The sequence below is a fragment of the Arthrobacter sp. BC5 genome (assembly GCF_056680255.1).
On sequence record NZ_CM155273.1, the window covers coordinates 545,246 to 563,739 of the forward strand.

The window sequence follows — 18,494 nt, forward strand, 5'->3', positions numbered from 1 at the left end:
GGTCAGCCCTCCGTCAGCTCGAGGATCCGGGAGGGCCGACGAGCAGCAACGCGGTGAAGACGACCGAGATGCCGACCATCGCGACGAGCAATGCGACGAGCGGACTCCGCAGCACCCAGGCCTGGAGCTTCTCGGCCGGGTTCGCCGGCGTCTCCGCCCCCGGGGCGAGGCGCCACGCGCCCGCCAGCTGCCCGCGGCGCTCGATCCACCGTTCGTACGGGACGGTGGCGAACGGGACGACCGCGGAGGCGAGTCCCAGCAGCCCGGTCAGGACGGACCAGCGCTGGTTGATCCAGATGAAGCCGACGGTGACCACGAAGCAGAGGAACACGAATCCGTGCACGGCTCCCGCCGGCGGCACCAGGGCCTCCGTGGTGCGCGTGACGTACTTGAAGAACATGCCCAGCAGCAGGAAGGCCCAGGTCACCGCCTCCGCGACGGCGACGGTGCGGAAAAGCGTGCGGGGGTTCATGGACTGCTCCTGCTTCGGTGGTCGGCTGTACCAATCCTCCCATCCCGCCCGAAGGCACCGCTCGGTGCGCGCCGAGACCCGCGTCACACGATCGTCGGCGGTCCGTGATGAACTGGGGTCCTCCTCCCGACGCGGCGAAAGGTACCTTCAGCCCATGTTCCTGCTCGACGCCGTCGGCGGTCCGTCGGCCCACCCGGACCTCGTGTTCTCCGCGACCGACCTCGTGACGGCCTCGGAGTGCGGGTACCGCCTGCTGCGCACGCTCGACGAGAAGCTGGGCAGGGCCGAGCGCGCCGACTTCGCGGCGGACGAGATGCTGCAGCGGGCCGCCCTCCTCGGCGACGTGCACGAGCACCGCGTGCTCGACGACCTGGTCGCGGAGCACGGGCTGTGGACGCCGGGCAATCCCGGGGGCGTGTACGACGTCGAACCTGCTGCCTCCATGCACCGGACGGCCCTGGCGGACAAGCACGAAGAGTCCCTCCGAGCCCTGCGCTCGGGCGCGTCGGTCGTGTTCCAGGCCGCCTTCTTCGACGGCACGTTCCACGGCCGCTCCGATTTCCTCGTCCGGCAGCCCGACGGCTCCTACGCGGTGTGGGACACGAAGCTCGCCCGCCACGCGAAGGTCGGCGCCCTGCTCCAGCTCGCGGCATACGGCGACCAGCTGCAGGCATCGGGGATCCCGACATCCCCCGAGGTGACGCTCGTCCTGGGGGACCGCTCGCGCAGTGTGCACAGCCTGACCGATCTCCTGCCGGTGTTCCGCGAGCGCCGGGCACGTTTCCTCGAGGCCGTGACCGCCCACCGGGCCCAGCCGGAGCCGGTGGCCTGGGGCTCTCCCGGGATCTCCGCCTGCGGACGCTGCGACTACTGCGCCGAGCAGGTCGAGGCCACGCGGGATCTCCTCCTCGTCGCCTCGATGACCGGAGAACGGCGGGCCAGGCTCCGCAGCGAAGGCATCACCACCATCGACCAGCTCGCCGCCATGCCCGCGCGGCCGGAGGACGCGTCACTGACCCGCCTGCAGGAACAGGCGCGCCTGCAGGTCGGCACCGCACCGACCGACGGCGGCGTGGCCTACCTCGACGCCGACGGGGGTGAGCGCACGGTCTCCTACCGTGTGCTGCCGCAGCACACGCTGTCCTCCCTGCCCGCACCGAGTCCGGGCGACATCTTCTTCGACTTCGAGGGCGACCCGCTGTGGCAGGACCCGTCGGACGGGAGTTGGGGCATCGAGTACCTGTTCGGCGTCGTGGAACGGCCGGCGCGCGACGCCGATGAACCGCCCTTCCGTCCCTTCTGGGCCCACAGCCGCGCCGAGGAGCGGACGGCGTTCATCCGCTTCCTCGACTACGTGGCGCACCGCCGGCAGCAGTATCCCGACCTGCACGTCTACCACTACGCCGCGTACGAGAAGAGCGCGCTGCGGCGGCTCTCCCTCGTGCACGTGCTCGGCGAGGACGCCGTGGACACGCTGCTGCGCGACGGCGTGCTCGTCGACCTGTACGAGACAGTGCGCTCCAGCCTCCGCATCTCCGAACGCTCCTACAGCCTCAAGAAGCTCGAACCCCTCTACCTGGGCGGCACCCTCCGTTCGGGCGACGTCAAGGATGCCGGAGCCTCCGTGGTGGCCTATGCCGCGTACTGCGCCGCGCGTGACGCCGGCGAGGACGACACCGCGGCGGAGATCCTCGCCGGGATCAGCGACTACAACCGCTATGACTGCGTGTCGACGCTCCGGCTCCGGGACTGGCTGCTCGGACTGGGCAGGCGCCACGGTGGTCCTCCGTACCAGGACCCGGACCCGGACCCAGAGACCGTGGCGGAGCCCGCGGCCGCCGCATACGGGCCGGCCCCCGAAGAGGCGCGGCTCCTGGACTACCTCGCGAACCTCCCGCCGGAGGACGCGAAGGGCCCGGACCACCAGGCCATCGCGCTCGTGGCCGCGGCCGTCGGCTACCACCGACGCGAGCGGAAGCAGTTCTGGTGGTCCCACTTCGACCGGCTCGCTGCCCCTGCCCACGCGTGGGAGCAGTCCCGCGACGTCATGGTGTTCCACACACTCGAGACCCTGCAGGACTGGGCGAAGCCGACGTCCCGCTCGAACCCGGTACGAACGCTGCGGGCCACGGCGAACCTGCAGCCCGGTGCCGATTTCCGCGAGGACGCGACCTACTTCGCCATCTACGACGCCCCGGTGCCCGCGGGTGCCGATATCGCCGACAGCGGCGGTACGGGACGCGGCGGATGGTTCGGCATCGAGGTGACCGAGCTGTCGGAGGACGGGAACGGACTCACCACTGCCGTGCTCCGGGAGAAGCTGAGGCGGGGAGCCGAGCCGCGCCCGGAACTCCCGCTGGCGCTCGCCCCCGACCAGCCCCTCATGACGAAATCCCTGCAGGACGCCCTCGTGGCGCTGGCGGACCGGGTCGGTCGGGCACTGCCCGAGGTCCCGGCCGGGCCGGCACTGGACCTGCTCCGGCGTCTCCCTCCCCGGCTCGCCGACGGCGTGGCCCTGCCCCCGGTGCCCCCCGGCGGGAACGGGTACGCGACAGCCATCACGACGGCCCTGCACCTCCTCACGGATTCCTACCTCGCGGTGCAGGGGCCTCCCGGCACGGGCAAGACCCACGTCGGCGCCGACGTCATCGAGCAGCTGGTGCGTGCAGGCTGGAAGGTGGGCGTGGTCGCGCAGTCCCACGCCGTCGTCGAGAACCTGGTGTGCCGGGCGATGGAAGCCGGAGTCCCGGCGCACCTCGTGGCCAAGCGGACCGCCGACGCGTCCGCGCCGTGGAGCCAGAGATCCGACGACGACGTCGCCCGGCTCATCGCGGCGGACGGCGGCTGCCTGATCGGCGGCACGGCCTGGACGCTGACCGGGAGCAGGGTCCCCGTTGGATCCCTCGACCTGCTCGTGATCGACGAAGCCGGGCAGTTCTCCCTCGCCAACACCATGGCGGTCGCGCAGGCCGCCCGCAGGCTCCTGCTGCTCGGTGATCCGCAGCAGCTCCCGCAGGTCACGCAGGGAACGCACCCCGAGCCGGTCGACGAGTCGGCACTGGGATGGCTCTCCGACGGTCACGCCACCCTGCCCGCGCGGTTCGGCTACTTCCTCGCGGACACCTGGCGGTTGCATCCCGAGCTGTGCCAATCGGTCTCCGCGTTCGCCTACGACGGGCGCCTCGCCACGGCGCCGGCGGCGCGGGGACGTCATCTGGAGGGAGCAGCGCCGGGCGTCGACTGCGTTCTGGTGGATCACGCGGACAACGCGACGTCGTCTCCCGAGGAGGCGGCCGAGGTCCTCCACCAGGTCCGACGGCACCTCGGCCTGGCCTGGACCCCTCATGCGGGTGCTGCCCCGCGCCCGCTCGCACAGGAGGACATCCTGGTGGTCGCCGCCTACAACGCGCAGGTGCACCTCATCCGGCAGGCCCTTGCAGCGGCGGGACACGGCGACGTCCGGGTGGGCACCGTGGACCGGTTCCAGGGCCAGGAGGCCGCCGTGGTGCTCGTCAGCATGGCGGCCTCCTCCGCCGCGGAGGCTCCGCGGGGCATCGGGTTCCTGCTCGATCGCAACCGGGTCAACGTCGCGGTCTCACGGGGGCAGTGGCGTGCCGTGATCATCCGCTCGCCACGCCTGACCCACCACATGCCCGCCACCCCTGCCGGCCTCGAGGAGCTCGGAGCCTTCATCGGCCTCTGTGGCAGGGACGCCTGAACCGCTGCCGCAGAGGCATGGACCCGGGGAGTTAAACGAAGCAGCAGGCCGGACCGGAGTCCGACCTGCTGCTGTCGAAAAGATCTAGGAGAAGATCCGAACCTTAGAGGGGCTGGATGTTCGACGCCTGAGGACCCTTGGGGCCCTGCTCGGTGTCGAAGCTGACCTTCTGGTTCTCATCAAGCGAGCGGTAGCCGCTTGCGTTGATGGCGGAGAAGTGTGCGAACACGTCTGCGCTTCCGTCGTCGGGAGCAATGAATCCAAAGCCCTTTTCAGCGTTGAACCACTTCACGGTACCTGTTGCCATTTTTGTTCATCCTTCTGAAACTCAGACACACTCCGACTTTCGGAGCGGTCCAGTTGCGGCGTGCTTGTCCGCTTTTTCAGAGACGCGGCCTACCCCGCGAGGGCTAAACCGCGCGAAATACAAATGCGCAACACTACAACCGGGTCCCACTTAACCAAACGTTGGAGGGTAATGGCAAGCAGGATCGCAAAGGTTCTTTTTTCCGTGACCTTCAGACGGCCACCGGGAGCATGCTCTCGGCCAGCAGTTCGAAGGATCGGAGCCATGCCTCGGTGGTCTCGGCCTGCGTCGCGACGATGAGTTCGTCCGCCCCGATCTGGGCCGAGAAGCGCTCGAGGTAGTCCCGCACGACGTCGGGCGTCCCCACGGCGCTGTAGCGCGCCATGTCGGCCATCTGCTGGCCGCCCGGCGACGCGAGGATCGCCTCCGACTCCTCGCGCGTGAAGGTCTGTCCGCGGCCGAGGAGGAGCGTCACACGGCGGAGCATCGCCTCGTGGAACTCGTGGTGGGCGTCGTTCGCACTGTCTGCCGCGATGACGTTCACGCCGGCGATGAAGTGCGGCCTGTCAGCCTGGGCCGACGGCTTGAACTCCCGGCGGTAGATGGACGCCGCGTCCTGCAGGGCCTGCGGCGCGAAATGGGACGCGAAGGCGAAGGGCAGGCCGAGCGCCGCCGCGAGCCTCGCGCCGAAGAGGGAGGACCCGAGGATGTACAGCGGCACGTTGGTGCCCTTGCCCGGCGTCGCCTGGACACCCGGGACCCGCGTCTCCCCTGTCAGGTAGCCCTGCAGCTCGAGGACGTCGGAGGGGAAGCTGTCGGCGGACATGGGGTCGCGGCGCAGGGCGCGGGCCGTGACCTGGTCACTGCCCGGGGCACGGCCGAGGCCGAGGTCGATCCGGCCGGGGTGGAGGCTCTCCAGCGTGCCGAACTGCTCGGCGATGGTCAGCGGTGAGTGGTTGGGCAGCATGACGCCGCCGGAACCGAGCCGGATGGTGGAGGTGTGCGCGGCGACGTGGGCGATGAGCACGCTCGTGGCCGAGGACGCGATACTGCCCATGTTGTGGTGCTCGGCGTACCAGATCCTGCGGTAGCCCCAGGCCTCGGCGTGCTGCGCGAGCGACACGCTCGAGGCGAACGTCTCCGCCGGCGTGGATCCCTCGGCGACCTGCGCCAGATCCAGGATGGACAGGGGGACAGTCATGGGTGCACCTCTCGATTCGCGGGACCACGGCGGGGTGTGCCGCGGACCTCTTGAGGGAACGGCTGCCCGGGCACATCTATTTCCGCACGCCGTCACAGGAGTGGGGATACGAGTCGCGGACCCCCGTGCACCCTGACAGACTGGAACCATGACCACCAGCGAGCTGCCGACCTCCGAGACCGAACTCCGCGAGCGCCAGGACCTCCTCGTCCGCGAACTCGCAGTCGAGCAGAGAACCGAGCGCCTGCAGTCCCTGAGCGATGAGCTGGAGGCCGTGCAGCGCCGGCTCGAGCAGGTCCGCAACGCCTGATCAGGGGCGGACGCCCGGCGTCTCGATGGTGAGCACCCCCTCGGCACCGGTCGTCGATCCGTAACCGTGCGCCGTGTCTCCCGGCCACGAATGCGAGTCCCCCGCCCGGACCTCCTGCTCGGCACCGATGGGCCCCACCCGTGCGCTCCCCCGCACCACGCGCAGGTGCTCCAGGGTGCCGGCGCCGTGCGGCGGTGACACCCGTCCGCCCAACGCCGCGATGGTGAGCCAGAAGACCTCGGTGGTCCCGCCGTCGTCGTGCAGGCGGACCTCGAGCAACCGGGCTTCGACGACGCCGTCGGAGACGCTGCGCCCGGCCTCGTCGCCGACGAAGCCCGTGAGCGGGACACCCAGCGGTCCCGCGAGCGCGTAGAGCGTATCCAGCGTCGGGTTGCGCGTGCCGGCCTCGAGTTCGGACAGTGTGCCCTTCCCGATCCCGGCCCGGAGCGCCAGCGCGCTCAGCGAGAGCCCCCTCTGCTGCCGGAGCGCCGTGATGCGGCGGGCGACGGCGGCCCGGAGGGACACATTCCGGTCAGGCTTGTCCTCGGGCATCCCTGCATTCTACGCTTGCCGTTCCATATACAGAACACCCTCGATCCACGGGCGCGCGACGCTCCCGGTCAGGAGACCCGCGGTGCACACCAGGACGGCCACCCGGCCCAGCCTGCACGAACCCGTCCTCGCCGGCGTGGTCACGGCCATCGTCGGCTTCACGTCGTCCTTCGCCGTCGTCCTCGCGGGTCTGCGGGCCACCGGTGCGACGCCGGAGCAGGCGGCCTCGGGGCTGCTCGCGCTGACGGCTGCCGTTGGCCTGGGGATCGTCCTGCTGTCACTGCGGTACCGCATCCCCGTGACGCTCTCCTGGTCCACGCCGGGTGCCGCCCTGCTGGCCGGCGCGAGCGTTCCCGACGGCGGCTGGCCCGCCGCGGTGGGCGCCTTCCTCGTCACCGGGATCCTGATCGCCCTGACGGGAGCCGTGCCGTGGCTCGGCAGGCTCGTGGCACGCATCCCGCAGCACCTCGCCCAGGCCATGCTCGCCGGCGTCCTGCTGCCCCTGTGCCTCGCCCCGTTCCAGTCACTGGGGTCCATCCCCCTCCTGGTGCTCCCGGTGATCACCGTCTGGCTCGCCGCCTCCGCGCTCGTCCCGAAGTGGGCCGTGCCGCTCGCGCTCGTCGCGGCCCTCGCCGTCATCGGCCTGCAGCTCGCCCGCCACGGCACCGGAATCGATCCGGCGACCCTGGTCCCGAGCCTGGCCTTCACCGTCCCGGTGATCGATCCGGCGGCCGTCATCGGCATCGCGCTGCCGCTGTACGTCGTGACGATGGCCTCGCAGAACCTGCCCGGCGTCGCCGTCCTCTCGTCCTTCGGCTACCGCGCACCGTGGCGGCCCGCACTGGCCGCGACCGGACTCGCCACCGCCGTCGTGGCCCCCTTCGGCGGGCACGCGGTGAACCTCGCGGCCCTGTCCGCGGCCCTGTCCGCCGGCGAGGGCGCGGGCGAGGACCGGGACCGGCGCTGGATAGCGGCCCTGACGGCCGGGATCTCCTACCTGGTGCTCGCGGGAGCGTCGGGCGCCCTCGTGGTCGTCGTGGGGGCCGCGCCGGCCGGGCTCGTGGAGGCCGTCGCGGGGCTCGCCCTGATCGGCACCATGGCGACGGCCGTGACGGCGTCCTTCAGTGACGTGACGGGCCGCATGAGCGGTGCCGTGACCTTCCTCCTGGCGGCGTCGGGCCTGTCCGTCCTGGGGATCGGCGGGGCGTTCTGGGCGCTCGTCGGCGGACTCGCGGTCAGGGCCGCCCTCGAGCGGAAGACTGCCCGGTGACAGGTGCCTACACCGGGGTGGAGGGCGCCTGGCTCTCGTCGCCCTGCTCGCGCGCCTTGCGCTGCCGGGCGCGGTCCAGCGCGTTGATGACCGGGGCCGCAGTGATGCCGTGCACCACGATCGAGATGACGATCACCAGCCCGCCGATGCGCCACAGCGCCGTGTCGTCGGCCGTGAACTCCCCCTTCGAGAGGGCATAGCTGAGGTAGTAGATGGAGCCGATGCCGCGGACGCCGAAGAAGGCGAGGACACCGCGCTCCCTGGGGCCGGTCTTGCCGCGCGCGAGGCTGAGCCAGGCCGTGGCCGGGCGGACCAGCAGGATGAACGCGACGGCGACCACCACCTCGAGCGGGCGCAGTCCCTCGAACAGCCCCCGCGCCACGGCGCCGCCCAGCAGGACGAGCACGACGACGGTCAGGAGCCGCTCGAGCTGCTCGATGTAGCTGTGCAGCACCCCGTGGTAGCCGTGGGTCTGCTCACCCGCCCGGATGGTGACGGCGCAGACGAACACGGCGATGAAGCCGTACCCCTCGACGGCCTCGGTCACTCCGTACGTCAGGAAGGTGGCCGCGAGCGCCACGAAACCCTCCGAGTAGTTGGCCAGGCGGACGCTCTTGATCGGTGTCCGGAAGAAGATCCGGGCGAGCAGCCTGCCCATACCGAACCCGAGCGCGCACCCGATGACCATGCGCCACAGCACATCGAGCAGGATCCACTCCGGGAACCAGGCGGAGGGGGAGATCCCCACGGTGCTGATCAGGATGGCGAGGTACACGAACGGGAAGGCCAGCCCGTCGTTGAGGCCGGCCTCGGACGTGAGCCCGAAGCGCACCTCGTCCTCGGCTTCGAGGTCCTCCTCGGATTCCGACGGCTCACCGACCTGCACCTCGGATGCCAGGACGGGATCCGTGGGGGCGAGTGCCGCGGCCACGAGCAGGGCGGAGGCGAGCCCGAGGCCGAGGATCCACAGCCCCATGAGGGTCACCACGAGGATGCACAGCGGCATAGCGATGCCGAGGAGACGCCACGTGGTCGACCACCGTCGCCACCCCACCTTGCGATCCAGGGCGAGCCCGGCACCCATGAGGGAGATGATCACGCAGACCTCGCTGAGGTGGATCGTGACGTCGCTGTACTTCACGGGGTCGGGGTCGGGCAGGTCGCGCGCGAAGCTGAAGACCAGGATCCCGGCCGCGAGGAACACCATGGGCATGGAGACCGGTGCCCGCATGAGCAGGCGGGGCAGGAGCGCGGCGGCGAACACGGCGAGTCCTGCCGCCGCGTAGATGATGCTTGCTGCTTCGAACACGCGCGACCACTTCCATTCCATCGGCCCAGCCGATTGTCAGTCCCCTTTCCAACAGTAGGGCAGGGAGCGGCACCGCATCGCCGGAGAGGTCACGGCCCGACGACGACGGACGGCCGTCGGCGAAAGGAACCGTCCTGGCGAACGGGCGTCGCCCGCGCGTGAGAGCATGGAATTATGCCCGATTCCAGCCACCCCATGGTCGATGTCACCGACATCATCCGGATCGTGGGCGGGGCCGCGTTCCAGCGCGGGCAGACCTACGCCAAGGACGGCGCCGTCAGCTCCCTCGCCTGGGATGCCGGGTCGAAGCTGCTCACCGGCAAGGTGCGCGGCAGCGCGCCCACCGACTACAGGACCAAGCTCCGCCTGGGGCTGAAGGGAGACGGACGCTTCCGCCCCCTCGAGAACTTCTGCAGCTGCCCTGTGGGTGCGGACTGCAAGCACGTCGTGGCCACCGCGCTGCAGAGCAACACCGAGAGCCTCCTGGCGCAGCACGAACGCGACCTCGGGGCGCGTCCGGCGCCGCGCTCGTCTCCGCCGGAAGGCTGGCAGGCGTCCCTGACGGACCTCCTCGAGGCCGATGCGCCGCCGGACTCACCGCCCGCGCCGCTGACGGCCCTCGGCCTGCAGTTCGAACTGCGGACGCCCGAGGTCGCGGTGCAGCGGTGGGGTTCCGCCGCCGAGCGCCAGGGCCAGCGCACGCTCAACACCCGCCTCGGCGTCCGGCCCGTGAGCCAGAACGGCAAGGGCAAGTGGATCAAGAACAACCTGTCCTGGGGCAGTATCAGCTACCAGACCTACGGGTTGAAGCTGGACCCGGACCAGCACCGCTGGTTCTCCCAGTTCCCCGCCCTGCATCGGGGCACGGGCGTCAACTACTTCGGCAACAACGACTCCTGGCTGTACCTCGACGACTTCAGCAACCCCCTCCTCTGGCAGCTGCTGGACGAGGCTCAGCGCCTCGGCATCGCGTTCGTGGGATCGAAGAAGTCCGTCACGATCGAACTCGCCTCCCGTGCGACCCTGAAGCTCGACGCCACCGAGACGGAGGACGGCTCCCTCCAGCTCTGCCCCGCCCTCGACGTCGACGGCCGGCCCCACCCCTCGGACACCGCCCATGTCATCAGCACGCACGGCATCTACACCGTGGCACCCGATGACACCATCACGCTCGCTCCGACCTCGCGGAGGCTCTCGCCGAAGGACATCGAACTGCTGCAGCGCGGCCGCGCCGTCGTGGTCCCCGAGGAGGAGAAGTCCCTCTTCCTGCAGGAGTACTACCCGAAGCTGCGGCAGACCATCGAGGTGGACAGCAGCGACGGCAGCGTGGAGCTCCCCGAGATCCAGCCGCCGGTGCTCGTGCTCACCACGGCCTACGGGGCCGACGGTTCGGTGTCGCTCGACTGGCATTTCGACTATCCGCTGGGCGACACGCTGCAGCGCCGGCCTTTCCGCAGGGGCGGTCCGGGCAGCGACGACGGCTACCGTGACGCCGACGCCGAGGACGTACTCGCGGCGTCGGCCCGCCAGGTCCTCGGCTCCCTGCCGCTCAAGTCCCTGAAGCTCGAGGACATGCAGGCCGTGGAGTTCGCCGAGGACGTGCTGCCCCGGCTCCTGGAGCTCGACGGCGTGACCGTCGACGTCGTCGGCGAGAAGCCCGACTACCGCGAACTCACCGAGACTCCCACGCTGCGCATCAGCACGGTCGAGACGGACAACCGCGACTGGTTCGACCTCGGCGTCATGGTCACGGTGAGCGGCCGCACCATCCCCTTCGACTCGATCTTCCGCGCCCTCGCAAAGGGACGGAAGAAGCTGAAGCTCGTCGACAACAGCTACCTGTCCCTCGAGCAGCCGGTGTTCGACCAGCTGCGTGAACTGATCGAGGAAGCCCGGGCGCTCAGCGAGTGGGACCCCGAATCCGGCCTGCAGATCAGCCGCTATCAGGCAGGGCTCTGGGCGGACCTCGAGGACCTCGCGGAGGAGACCGAGCAGGCACAGTCCTGGCGGGACGCAGTGAGCGGACTGCTCGAGCTCGAGGATGTCGAGGCAACCCCCGCCCCCGCCGGCCTCGTCGCCGAGATGCGCCCGTACCAGGCGGAGGGCTTCAGCTGGCTCGCGTTCCTATGGCGCCACCAGCTCGGCGGAGTACTGGCCGATGACATGGGCCTCGGCAAGACCCTGCAGGCCCTGGCCCTGATGACCTACGCGAAGGAGAACTCCGGCCAGGGGGCCCCCTTCCTCGTCGTCGCTCCCACCTCGGTGGTGCCGAACTGGTCCAACGAGGCTCACCGGTTCGCGCCCGGGCTGAGAATAGTCACGATCAGCGACACCCAGGGCGCCTCCGGGGTGCCCATCCGGGAGCAGGTGGGCGACGCCGATATCGTCATCACCTCCTACACCCTCTTCCGCCTCGACTTCTCCGTCTACCAGGACCTCTCCTGGTCGGGGCTCGTGCTCGACGAGGCGCAGTTCGTGAAGAACCGGGCGTCGAAGGTGCACCAGGCCGCGAAGGACTTCGACGCCCCCTTCAAGCTCGCGATCACCGGAACGCCCATGGAGAACAACCTCATGGAGCTGTGGTCCCTGTTCAACATCGTGGCACCGGGGCTGTTCCCCTCTGCACGGAAGTTCACGGAGGACTACCGGACCCCGATCGAGAAGATCGGCGACAACCGTCCGCTGGTGCGGCTGCGCAAGCGCATCCGCCCGCTGATGATGCGCCGGACCAAGGAGGCTGTCGCCTCCGATCTCCCGCCGAAGCAGGAGCAGATCCTCGAGGTGGAACTCCACCCCGAGCACCGGCACATCTACGAGACGTACCTCCAGCGCGAGCGGCAGAAGCTCCTCGGGCTGATCGAGGACATGAACCGGAACCGGATGATCGTGTTCAGGTCCCTGACCCTGCTGCGCATGCTCAGCCTCGATGCCTCGCTCGTGGATCCCGAGCACGAGGGTGTCCCGTCCGCCAAGCTCGAGGTGCTGTTCGAGAACCTCGAAGGCATCCTCGCGGAGGGCCACCGTGCGCTCGTCTTCAGCCAGTTCACGTCCTACCTCAAGAAGGCGGCCGAGCAGCTGGACGCCCGCGGCATCGAGTACGCATACCTCGACGGCTCCACGCGCAGCCGCGGGGAGGTCATCGATTCCTTCAAGGACGGCAAGGCACCCGTGTTCCTCATCAGCCTGAAGGCCGGCGGGTTCGGCCTCAACCTGACGGAGGCGGACTACTGCTTCCTGCTCGACCCGTGGTGGAACCCCGCCTCCGAGGCCCAGGCCGTGGACCGCACGCACCGGATCGGGCAGACCAAGAACGTGATGGTCTACCGCATGGTGTCCAAGGGGACCATCGAGGAGAAGGTCATGAAGCTCAAGGAGCAGAAGGCCAAGCTGTTCACGTCCGTGATGGACGACGACGCCGTCTTCAGTTCCGCGCTCACGGCGGAGGACATCCGGGGCCTGCTGGAGGCGTAGCCCCCGACGGGTGCGGGACGTCAGGCGCCGTCGTCGCGCAGCGCAGGGTCGAGCAGTTCGGCGAACGCACGGGGCCGCGCGGCGATCCACCAGTGGCCGCCGGGCGCGCTCGTGACGGTGAGGTCCTGCACCCACTCCTCCAGTCCGTCGACGAGGTGCGGGGAGAGGAACGGATCCTGCAGGGGCACGATCACGTGCACGGGAAGCGTGACCGGCCGGCGGCGCGGCGGCGTCACGCCCCGGGACATGTTGGTCCGGTAGAGGGCCAGGCCGCGGATGGGATCGGAGCCCACGCTGCGCCGGGCGGCGAACTCGTAGCGGCGGGTGAGAACGTACTTCCACAGCAGTTCGGGCAGGGCCGGCAGCTGGAAGGCGCCGATGTACCAGCTGCGCAGGAGCTGACCGACACCCTGGGGCAGCAGCCGTGCGCTCCGGAGCCGGGTCCGCAGCCACCGCGAGAAGTGGCGCAGGTCCGGCCCGGAGATGCTGGTGTAGGCGAGGACCAGCCCGTCCGCCCGCTCGTCCTGCACCACCGCCCAGCCCTGGATGGAGCCCCAGTCATGGCCCACGAGGACCACGCCGCCCGGGGCGTCGATGCCCGCGAGGACCGCGAAGACGTCGTCGACGAGCTGCGCGAGCGTGAACCCGGCGCCATCGAGGGGCAGCGAGCGGCCGGCGTTCCGGGTGTCGAACGCGACGAGGTGGTGCGTCGGCGCGAGCTCCCGGAGGACCGGCTGGAACACCCGGTGGTCGTCCGGGTAGCCGTGCAGGAACACCATCGTCGGCGCATCCGGCCGGGGTTCGAGCCCGTACTCGAACACGGCGAGCTCAGCGCCCGCCGAGCGGATTCTCCGATGCCTCTCCCGCAACACGTCCATGCCCACCACCCTAGGTGCTGGGGTCCGCCCGCGGGTGCCGGATCAGTCGCCCGGCCCCAGAGGGTCGGCCTGGATCCTGCCGGCCTCCAGCCACACGGTCCGGTGGGCCACGGTGTCGGCGAAGGCGGCGTCGTGCGTCGCCATGACCACCGCTCCCCCTGCCCGTGCGTGTCCTGTCACCAGCCGGGCGAGCGCCGCGCGCGCGGACTCGTCCAGTCCGGCCGTCGGTTCGTCGAGCGCCCAGATCCGAGATCCCGTGGCGAGAACAGATGCCAGCGCGACCAGGCGCCGCTGCACGAAGCCCACCTCGTACGGATGCACCTGCTCCAGCGCGCCGAGTCCCATGCTTGCGAGCGCGTCGGAGGCCCGCCGGGCGGCGTCGCTCCTGCGCAGTCCGGCGGCGAGCGGACCGTAGCTCACCTCGCGGAGGACGGTGCGTTCGAAGAGCTGCTGGTCCGTGTCCTGGAACAGGTACCCGACGGTCGCGGCGAGGGAACCCGTCGGCTGGCGCAGGATCGGCTCGCCGGCAACGGTGACGCGACCGCTGTCCGCCCGGTACAGCCCGTTGAGGTGCTGCAGCAGCGTGGACTTGCCCGAACCGTTCGCTCCGCGCACCGCGACGATCTCCCCGGCGCGGACGGACAGGTCGACACCCGTGAGTCCGACCGGGGCTCCCGCCGTGTCCACGGTCCGGGAATAGCTGAAGCGGACCCCCTGCAGGGTGATGAGCTCGGCGGCCGCCGGGTCCAGCGGCGGCCTGCCGGGGGCATCGAGACGGGGCGGCTCGCCCGCGGTGCCGATGCCGTACCGTCGGAGCCCTGCCTCTCGCGCCTCCTCCAGCGGACCGGCGAACACGGGCCGACCGTCGGCGAGCGCCAGGACCCGGGTGCCCTGCGGCGCGGTGCGCGGCAGCATCGGTTCGCACACGACGACGCCCGTGCCGTCCCGCCGGAGTGCGTCCAGGGCCGCGGCGACGTCCTGCGCCGCGAGCTCGTCGAGCCCCTGGAACGGTTCGTCGAGGACCAGGATGCGGGGCCGCTGAACCACGGCCGAGGCGATGATGGTGCGCTGCAGCTGGCCACCGGACAGGCGCCGCGGATCGCGCCCGAGGAGGGCCGACAGCCTCAGCGAGCCTGCGACATCGCCGACGAGCTGCCGCAGCTCCGCCGTGGGCACCCCTCGGTTGGACGGACCGAAGGCGATCTCCTCCGCGACGGTGGCCGACATCATGGACAGCTGGCCCCACGCTCCCTGCGCCACGTACGCCACCTTCGCGCTCCAGGCGGCCGGATCGATGCGCGGATCGGAGGGTGCGCCGTCGAAGCACAGGGCCTCGCCGTCGAGCGTGATCGTTCCCCGGAACGAGGACCCGGCATCGGTCCCCGTCAGTCCGGCCAGGAGCCGCGCCAGGGTGGTCTTCCCGGCCCCGGATGCTCCCGCCACCACCACGTACTCCCCCGGATCCACCCCGAGGCTGACGCCGGCCAGGAGCGGCACGCCGTCGTCGTAGGTGAAGGACCGGCTCTCGAGCCGGATCATGCGGCCCCCGCAGCCACGAGCCAGGCGACCGAGAAGACACCGACGGCGGCGACCATCCCGCGGCGCGCGAGCCGCTGCCCGGCGGAGTCCGTGTCGGGGCGGTAGCTCGTGCGCACGGCGGAGGACGAGAAGCCACGGGCCTCGAGCATCGCGGTCCGCTCCGACGCATCCACGAGCAGGCCGATGACCAGGGGCGTCACCACCGTGAGCAGGGCGCGGAAGCGCGAGAGCGGGCCGCGGCCGACGACGAGCCCGCGCGCCTGCTGGGCGCGAGTGATCTGCCGTGCGCGCAGCGCGACATGGGGAAGGAGCCCGACGGCGGACCCCACGACGAAGACGAGCTTCCGGTTCCATCCGCGGTGCGTCATCGTGGCGAGCAGCTCCGGGATGTCCAGGGTCATGGCGGCGGTCAGCAGCACCCCGGTGAAGACCGTCATGCGCAGGCCCATGAGCGCGGCGAAGGAAAGACCCTCGGCCGTCACCCGGGCAACACCGAGATCGACCAGGACGGCGCTGCCCTCGGGGAAGAACAGCCCGTGGAGCAGGAGTGACGAGAGCAGGAGCGGTCCCGCGACCAGTACGATCGCGAGGCCGATCTGCCGGGGCCTGCCGGACACCAGCACCGCCGGGACCACCAGCAGGACCAGGACCGCGAGGGAGAACTCCCAGCGGTTCACCACGAGGACGAGCACCACCACCAGGACGGCGACCAGCAGCTCCGTGAAGGGGTTGTAGATCCGGCGGCGGCACATGGCTCAGGCGGCGCCGGCGCCCTGTCCGCGCACGGGCTCGGCGGTGCGCTCCCCGCTCCGCGTGCCGAGCACGCGGTGGTTCCGCGCGAACGGGAACTGCCGCACGGCGCGCTGCGGCAGCGCGTACACGATCAGGGCGACGACGACGAAGACCACGATCTTGTCCAGCGAGTCCGACAGCAGGCCCTGCTTGGTGGCGGCGACGAGCAGCTTGTCCCCCATGGAGCGGAACACGGCGATGATCGCGTTGGTGCCGAAGGTCCCGGCCGCGCCGAACATGAAGACGGCCACCGGCGCCGCGACGAGCCCGCCGATCGCGCCGACCACGAGGCCCGCGACGGGCGCGAGGTAGACGCGTCGGAACGCGCCGTACTTCGCCGCCATGCCTGCGAGCAGCCCGATCAGCGCGGCACCGGCAGCGAAGGGCAGGGCGAACGGGTTGAAGAGGCCCCAGATGGCGTTGCTGATGGCTCCCGTGGCGGCTCCGGCCGCGGGCCCGGCCAGCACGGCGACGAGAACGGTCCCGATCGCATCGAGGTAGATCTGCATGCCGAGCGAGCCGGCGATCTGCCCGATCGCGATGTTGAGGGCGATGCCGATCGGCATGACCACCAGGGAGCTCGTGCTGAGCATCGGCAGTATCCCGCCGACCAGCAGCGCGCCGCCACCGAGGAACCCGAACAACGAGACGAGCGACGCCACGCTGCCCATGCCGCCGGCGATCTCGGCGGGCTGAACGATCACGAGGAACAGGTAGGTGGCGACGATCAGGGCCCCGCCGAGGGCCAGGAGCAGCCGCCGCGGACGCTGCCCGGTGGACGTGGTGGCAAGGGTCAGGGATGAACTCATGATGTTCCTTGGGCGCGATGGACTGGGGAGGACGCACCTCATGTCACCTCGGCGCCGGCCACGCGTCGACGCGGGCAGCTACCAGTGTACCGGGGCGTGCACCGCTGCGAGCAGGGCTCAGCCGTGCATCCTCGCGAGGTCCGACAGCCTGCGGACCATCAGGTCGAAGACCGCCGCGGGGTCGTTGCCCGTGACGATCCGCGCGTTGGGCGCCCGCTTCCACATCCCCGCGAAGTCCGCGACCGTCTGCCCGAAGGTCAGGGGGGATCCCGTCTCGACGTCCACGGTTGCAAGCCGCTCCTCGAAACCCGCCTCCCCGGTCGCGACCATCGCGGCGAACAGGTCGTGGAGGTGCGCGATGTAGCCCTGGTCGTAGAGGCGGTGGAACTCCATGTAGAAGCGCAGGGCGTCCGACAGGCAGGCGACCACGGCGTTGCCACTCGTGCTGCGTGTTCCCTCGGCCTCGTCCGGGTCCAGCCGCTCCGGCCCGGCGCCGGCGGCGCGGGAGACGGCGTCGACGTGCACCGGTGTGCACTCGATCCGCTCCGTGGTCTCGAGTGCGCATACGATGGGCAGCTTCTCGACCGGCAGTCCCTCGTAGGCGGCATAGACCTCCTTGGCGGCGTGCGGGTCGACGTGCGTGTTCCACTCGGCGACCGGCGTCGTGTTCCCCGGGTAGTTGAACGCCCCACCCATGATGACCAGGCCCTTCAGGAGCATCGGCAGGTCCGGCTCGGCGCGGAGCGCCAGGGCGAGGTTGGTCAGCGGGCCCGTGACCACCGCGGTGATCTGCCCGGGGTGGTCACGGACCGCCTCGAGCCAGACGTCGACGGCGTGGCGGCCGGAGATGTGCCCGCGCGGAGGCGGCAGCGCGGCGTACCCGATGCCCTGGTCTCCGTGGGTCTCCTCCGTCGTGACCAGGGGGATCTCGAGCGGCACCTCGCTGCCGATGGCCACCTCCACGCCGGCGTGACCGCACAGCTCGAGCAGGGCGAGGTTGTTGACGGCGACCTGCCGGGCGCCGACGTTCCCGGCGGTACAGGTGATGGCTTCCACGGAGGCACCCGGCGTCGCGAGCAGGTACAGGAGGGCGACGGCGTCGTCGATGCCGGTGTCGACGTCGAGCAGGAGGCGCCGGCGGGGATCGGGCACGGTCAGTCCGCCGCGGTGGTGCGGAGCAGCTGCAGGCGCAGCGTTCGGGCCGTCTCCATGTGGGTGCGGGCGATCGCGCGCGCGTCGTCGCTGCGCCGCTCCGTGATGGCGCTGATGAGCGCCTCGTGCTCCTGGAGCACTTCCTGCCACCGGTTTCCCACCGAGAGGGTGGAGCGCGGGGTGTGGATGAGGTGGGTCGAGAGCCGCTGCAGGAGGTCCATGAGGACGGGGTTGCGTGCGGCGGACCACAGGGAGGTGTGGAATTCGAGGTTGTTGGTGACCTTGGTGGTGTCATCGGGGTCCACGACGGCGCGGTCGCGTTCCAGGAGCGCCTCGAGCCGCATGATGTCGGCCGCTCCCCGGTTGAGTGCCGCCTGCCCGGCGGCTTCCTCCTCGAGCATGACGCGGAGGTCGTAGATCTGGATGACCTCCTGGGGGTCGATCTGCGGGACCTGGAGACCGCGGGCAGCGCGTTCGAGGAGACGCTCGTGCTGCAGCCTGCTGAGTGCTTCGCGGACGGGGGTCCGCGATACGCCGAAGCGTTCCGAGATGACCACTTCCCGCAGTGCCGTTCCGGGCGGGTGCACGCCGGCGAGGATCTCGCTGCGGAGGACGCGGAAGATGGCGTCGCCGTCCACGCGCGCCGACAGTTCTGTGGACTCGGCCATGGCACCCCCTCGGTGGTCTCGCGGATCGGTCGCAGGACGGGTGCCC

15 protein-coding genes are annotated in these 18,494 nt (G+C 70.6%); 4 read left to right on the forward strand and 11 right to left on the reverse strand.

Annotated elements, in window-relative coordinates:
* Positions 1-13: 13 nt before the first annotated feature.
* Entirely contained in the window at positions 14-472 is a 459-nt protein-coding gene (locus AC1MFI_RS02340; RefSeq protein ID WP_479819375.1) for a DUF3817 domain-containing protein, read from the reverse strand.
* A 154-nt stretch (positions 473-626) separates the two neighbouring features.
* On the opposite strand from AC1MFI_RS02340, the gene AC1MFI_RS02345 reads away from it, so the two are divergent.
* The gene (locus AC1MFI_RS02345) at positions 627-4,190 is read left to right on the forward strand and encodes a TM0106 family RecB-like putative nuclease (protein WP_479819377.1); all 3,564 of its coding nucleotides are present in this window, start codon (positions 627-629) and stop codon (positions 4,188-4,190) included.
* A gap of 103 nt (positions 4,191-4,293) precedes the next feature.
* On the opposite strand, the gene AC1MFI_RS02350 is transcribed toward AC1MFI_RS02345, so the two are convergent.
* A complete protein-coding gene (locus AC1MFI_RS02350) occupies positions 4,294-4,497 on the reverse strand; it encodes a cold-shock protein (protein WP_026533290.1) in 204 nt (67 codons plus the stop codon).
* A gap of 211 nt (positions 4,498-4,708) precedes the next feature.
* Positions 4,709-5,698 (reverse strand): LLM class flavin-dependent oxidoreductase, encoded by a 990-nt coding sequence (locus AC1MFI_RS02355; RefSeq protein ID WP_479819379.1) that lies wholly within the window; start codon positions 5,696-5,698, stop codon positions 4,709-4,711.
* Between the two features lie 148 nt (positions 5,699-5,846).
* On the opposite strand from AC1MFI_RS02355, the gene AC1MFI_RS02360 reads away from it, so the two are divergent.
* Positions 5,847-6,008, forward strand: a complete 162-nt coding sequence (locus tag AC1MFI_RS02360; protein ID WP_479819381.1) for a hypothetical protein — start codon at positions 5,847-5,849, stop codon at positions 6,006-6,008.
* Here AC1MFI_RS02360 and AC1MFI_RS02365 read toward each other — a convergent pair whose 3' ends face one another.
* The gene (locus AC1MFI_RS02365) at positions 6,009-6,560 is read right to left on the reverse strand and encodes a helix-turn-helix domain-containing protein (protein ID WP_479819383.1); all 552 of its coding nucleotides are present in this window, start codon (positions 6,558-6,560) and stop codon (positions 6,009-6,011) included. It abuts the gene before it with no gap.
* A gap of 82 nt (positions 6,561-6,642) precedes the next feature.
* On the opposite strand from AC1MFI_RS02365, the gene AC1MFI_RS02370 reads away from it, so the two are divergent.
* Positions 6,643-7,830 carry a benzoate/H(+) symporter BenE family transporter gene (locus AC1MFI_RS02370; protein ID WP_479819384.1) on the forward strand — a complete coding sequence of 396 codons (1,188 nt, stop codon included), beginning with the start codon at positions 6,643-6,645 and terminating at the stop codon, positions 7,828-7,830.
* A 7-nt stretch (positions 7,831-7,837) separates the two neighbouring features.
* On the opposite strand, the gene AC1MFI_RS02375 is transcribed toward AC1MFI_RS02370, so the two are convergent.
* Positions 7,838-9,139, reverse strand: a complete 1,302-nt coding sequence (locus AC1MFI_RS02375) for a cation:proton antiporter (RefSeq protein WP_479820762.1) — start codon at positions 9,137-9,139, stop codon at positions 7,838-7,840.
* 174 nt (positions 9,140-9,313) lie between these two features.
* On the opposite strand from AC1MFI_RS02375, the gene AC1MFI_RS02380 reads away from it, so the two are divergent.
* Positions 9,314-12,610, forward strand: a complete 3,297-nt coding sequence (locus AC1MFI_RS02380; protein ID WP_479819386.1) for a DEAD/DEAH box helicase — start codon at positions 9,314-9,316, stop codon at positions 12,608-12,610.
* A 20-nt stretch (positions 12,611-12,630) separates the two neighbouring features.
* On the opposite strand, the gene AC1MFI_RS02385 is transcribed toward AC1MFI_RS02380, so the two are convergent.
* From AC1MFI_RS02385 to AC1MFI_RS02410, 6 genes are all read right to left on the reverse strand, one after another.
* Complete coding sequence (locus tag AC1MFI_RS02385; RefSeq protein WP_479819388.1) at positions 12,631-13,488, reverse strand: alpha/beta fold hydrolase; 858 nt, start codon at positions 13,486-13,488, stop codon at positions 12,631-12,633.
* Between the two features lie 42 nt (positions 13,489-13,530).
* Positions 13,531-15,027: an ABC transporter ATP-binding protein gene (locus tag AC1MFI_RS02390; protein ID WP_479819390.1), complete on the reverse strand. Its 1,497-nt coding sequence runs from the start codon at positions 15,025-15,027 to the stop codon at positions 13,531-13,533.
* A complete protein-coding gene (locus AC1MFI_RS02395; RefSeq protein WP_479819391.1) occupies positions 15,024-15,779 on the reverse strand; it encodes an energy-coupling factor transporter transmembrane component T in 756 nt (251 codons plus the stop codon). Before AC1MFI_RS02395 ends, AC1MFI_RS02390 begins: the two co-directional genes overlap by 4 nt.
* Positions 15,780-15,782: 3 nt before the next feature.
* Positions 15,783-16,628: an ECF transporter S component gene (locus AC1MFI_RS02400; protein WP_479819393.1), complete on the reverse strand. Its 846-nt coding sequence runs from the start codon at positions 16,626-16,628 to the stop codon at positions 15,783-15,785.
* Positions 16,629-16,745: 117 nt separating this feature from the next.
* Entirely contained in the window at positions 16,746-17,780 is a 1,035-nt protein-coding gene (locus tag AC1MFI_RS02405) for a nucleoside hydrolase (RefSeq protein ID WP_479819395.1), read from the reverse strand.
* A gap of 2 nt (positions 17,781-17,782) precedes the next feature.
* Positions 17,783-18,448 (reverse strand): GntR family transcriptional regulator, encoded by a 666-nt coding sequence (locus AC1MFI_RS02410; RefSeq protein WP_479819396.1) that lies wholly within the window; start codon positions 18,446-18,448, stop codon positions 17,783-17,785.
* Positions 18,449-18,494 lie beyond the last annotated feature (46 nt).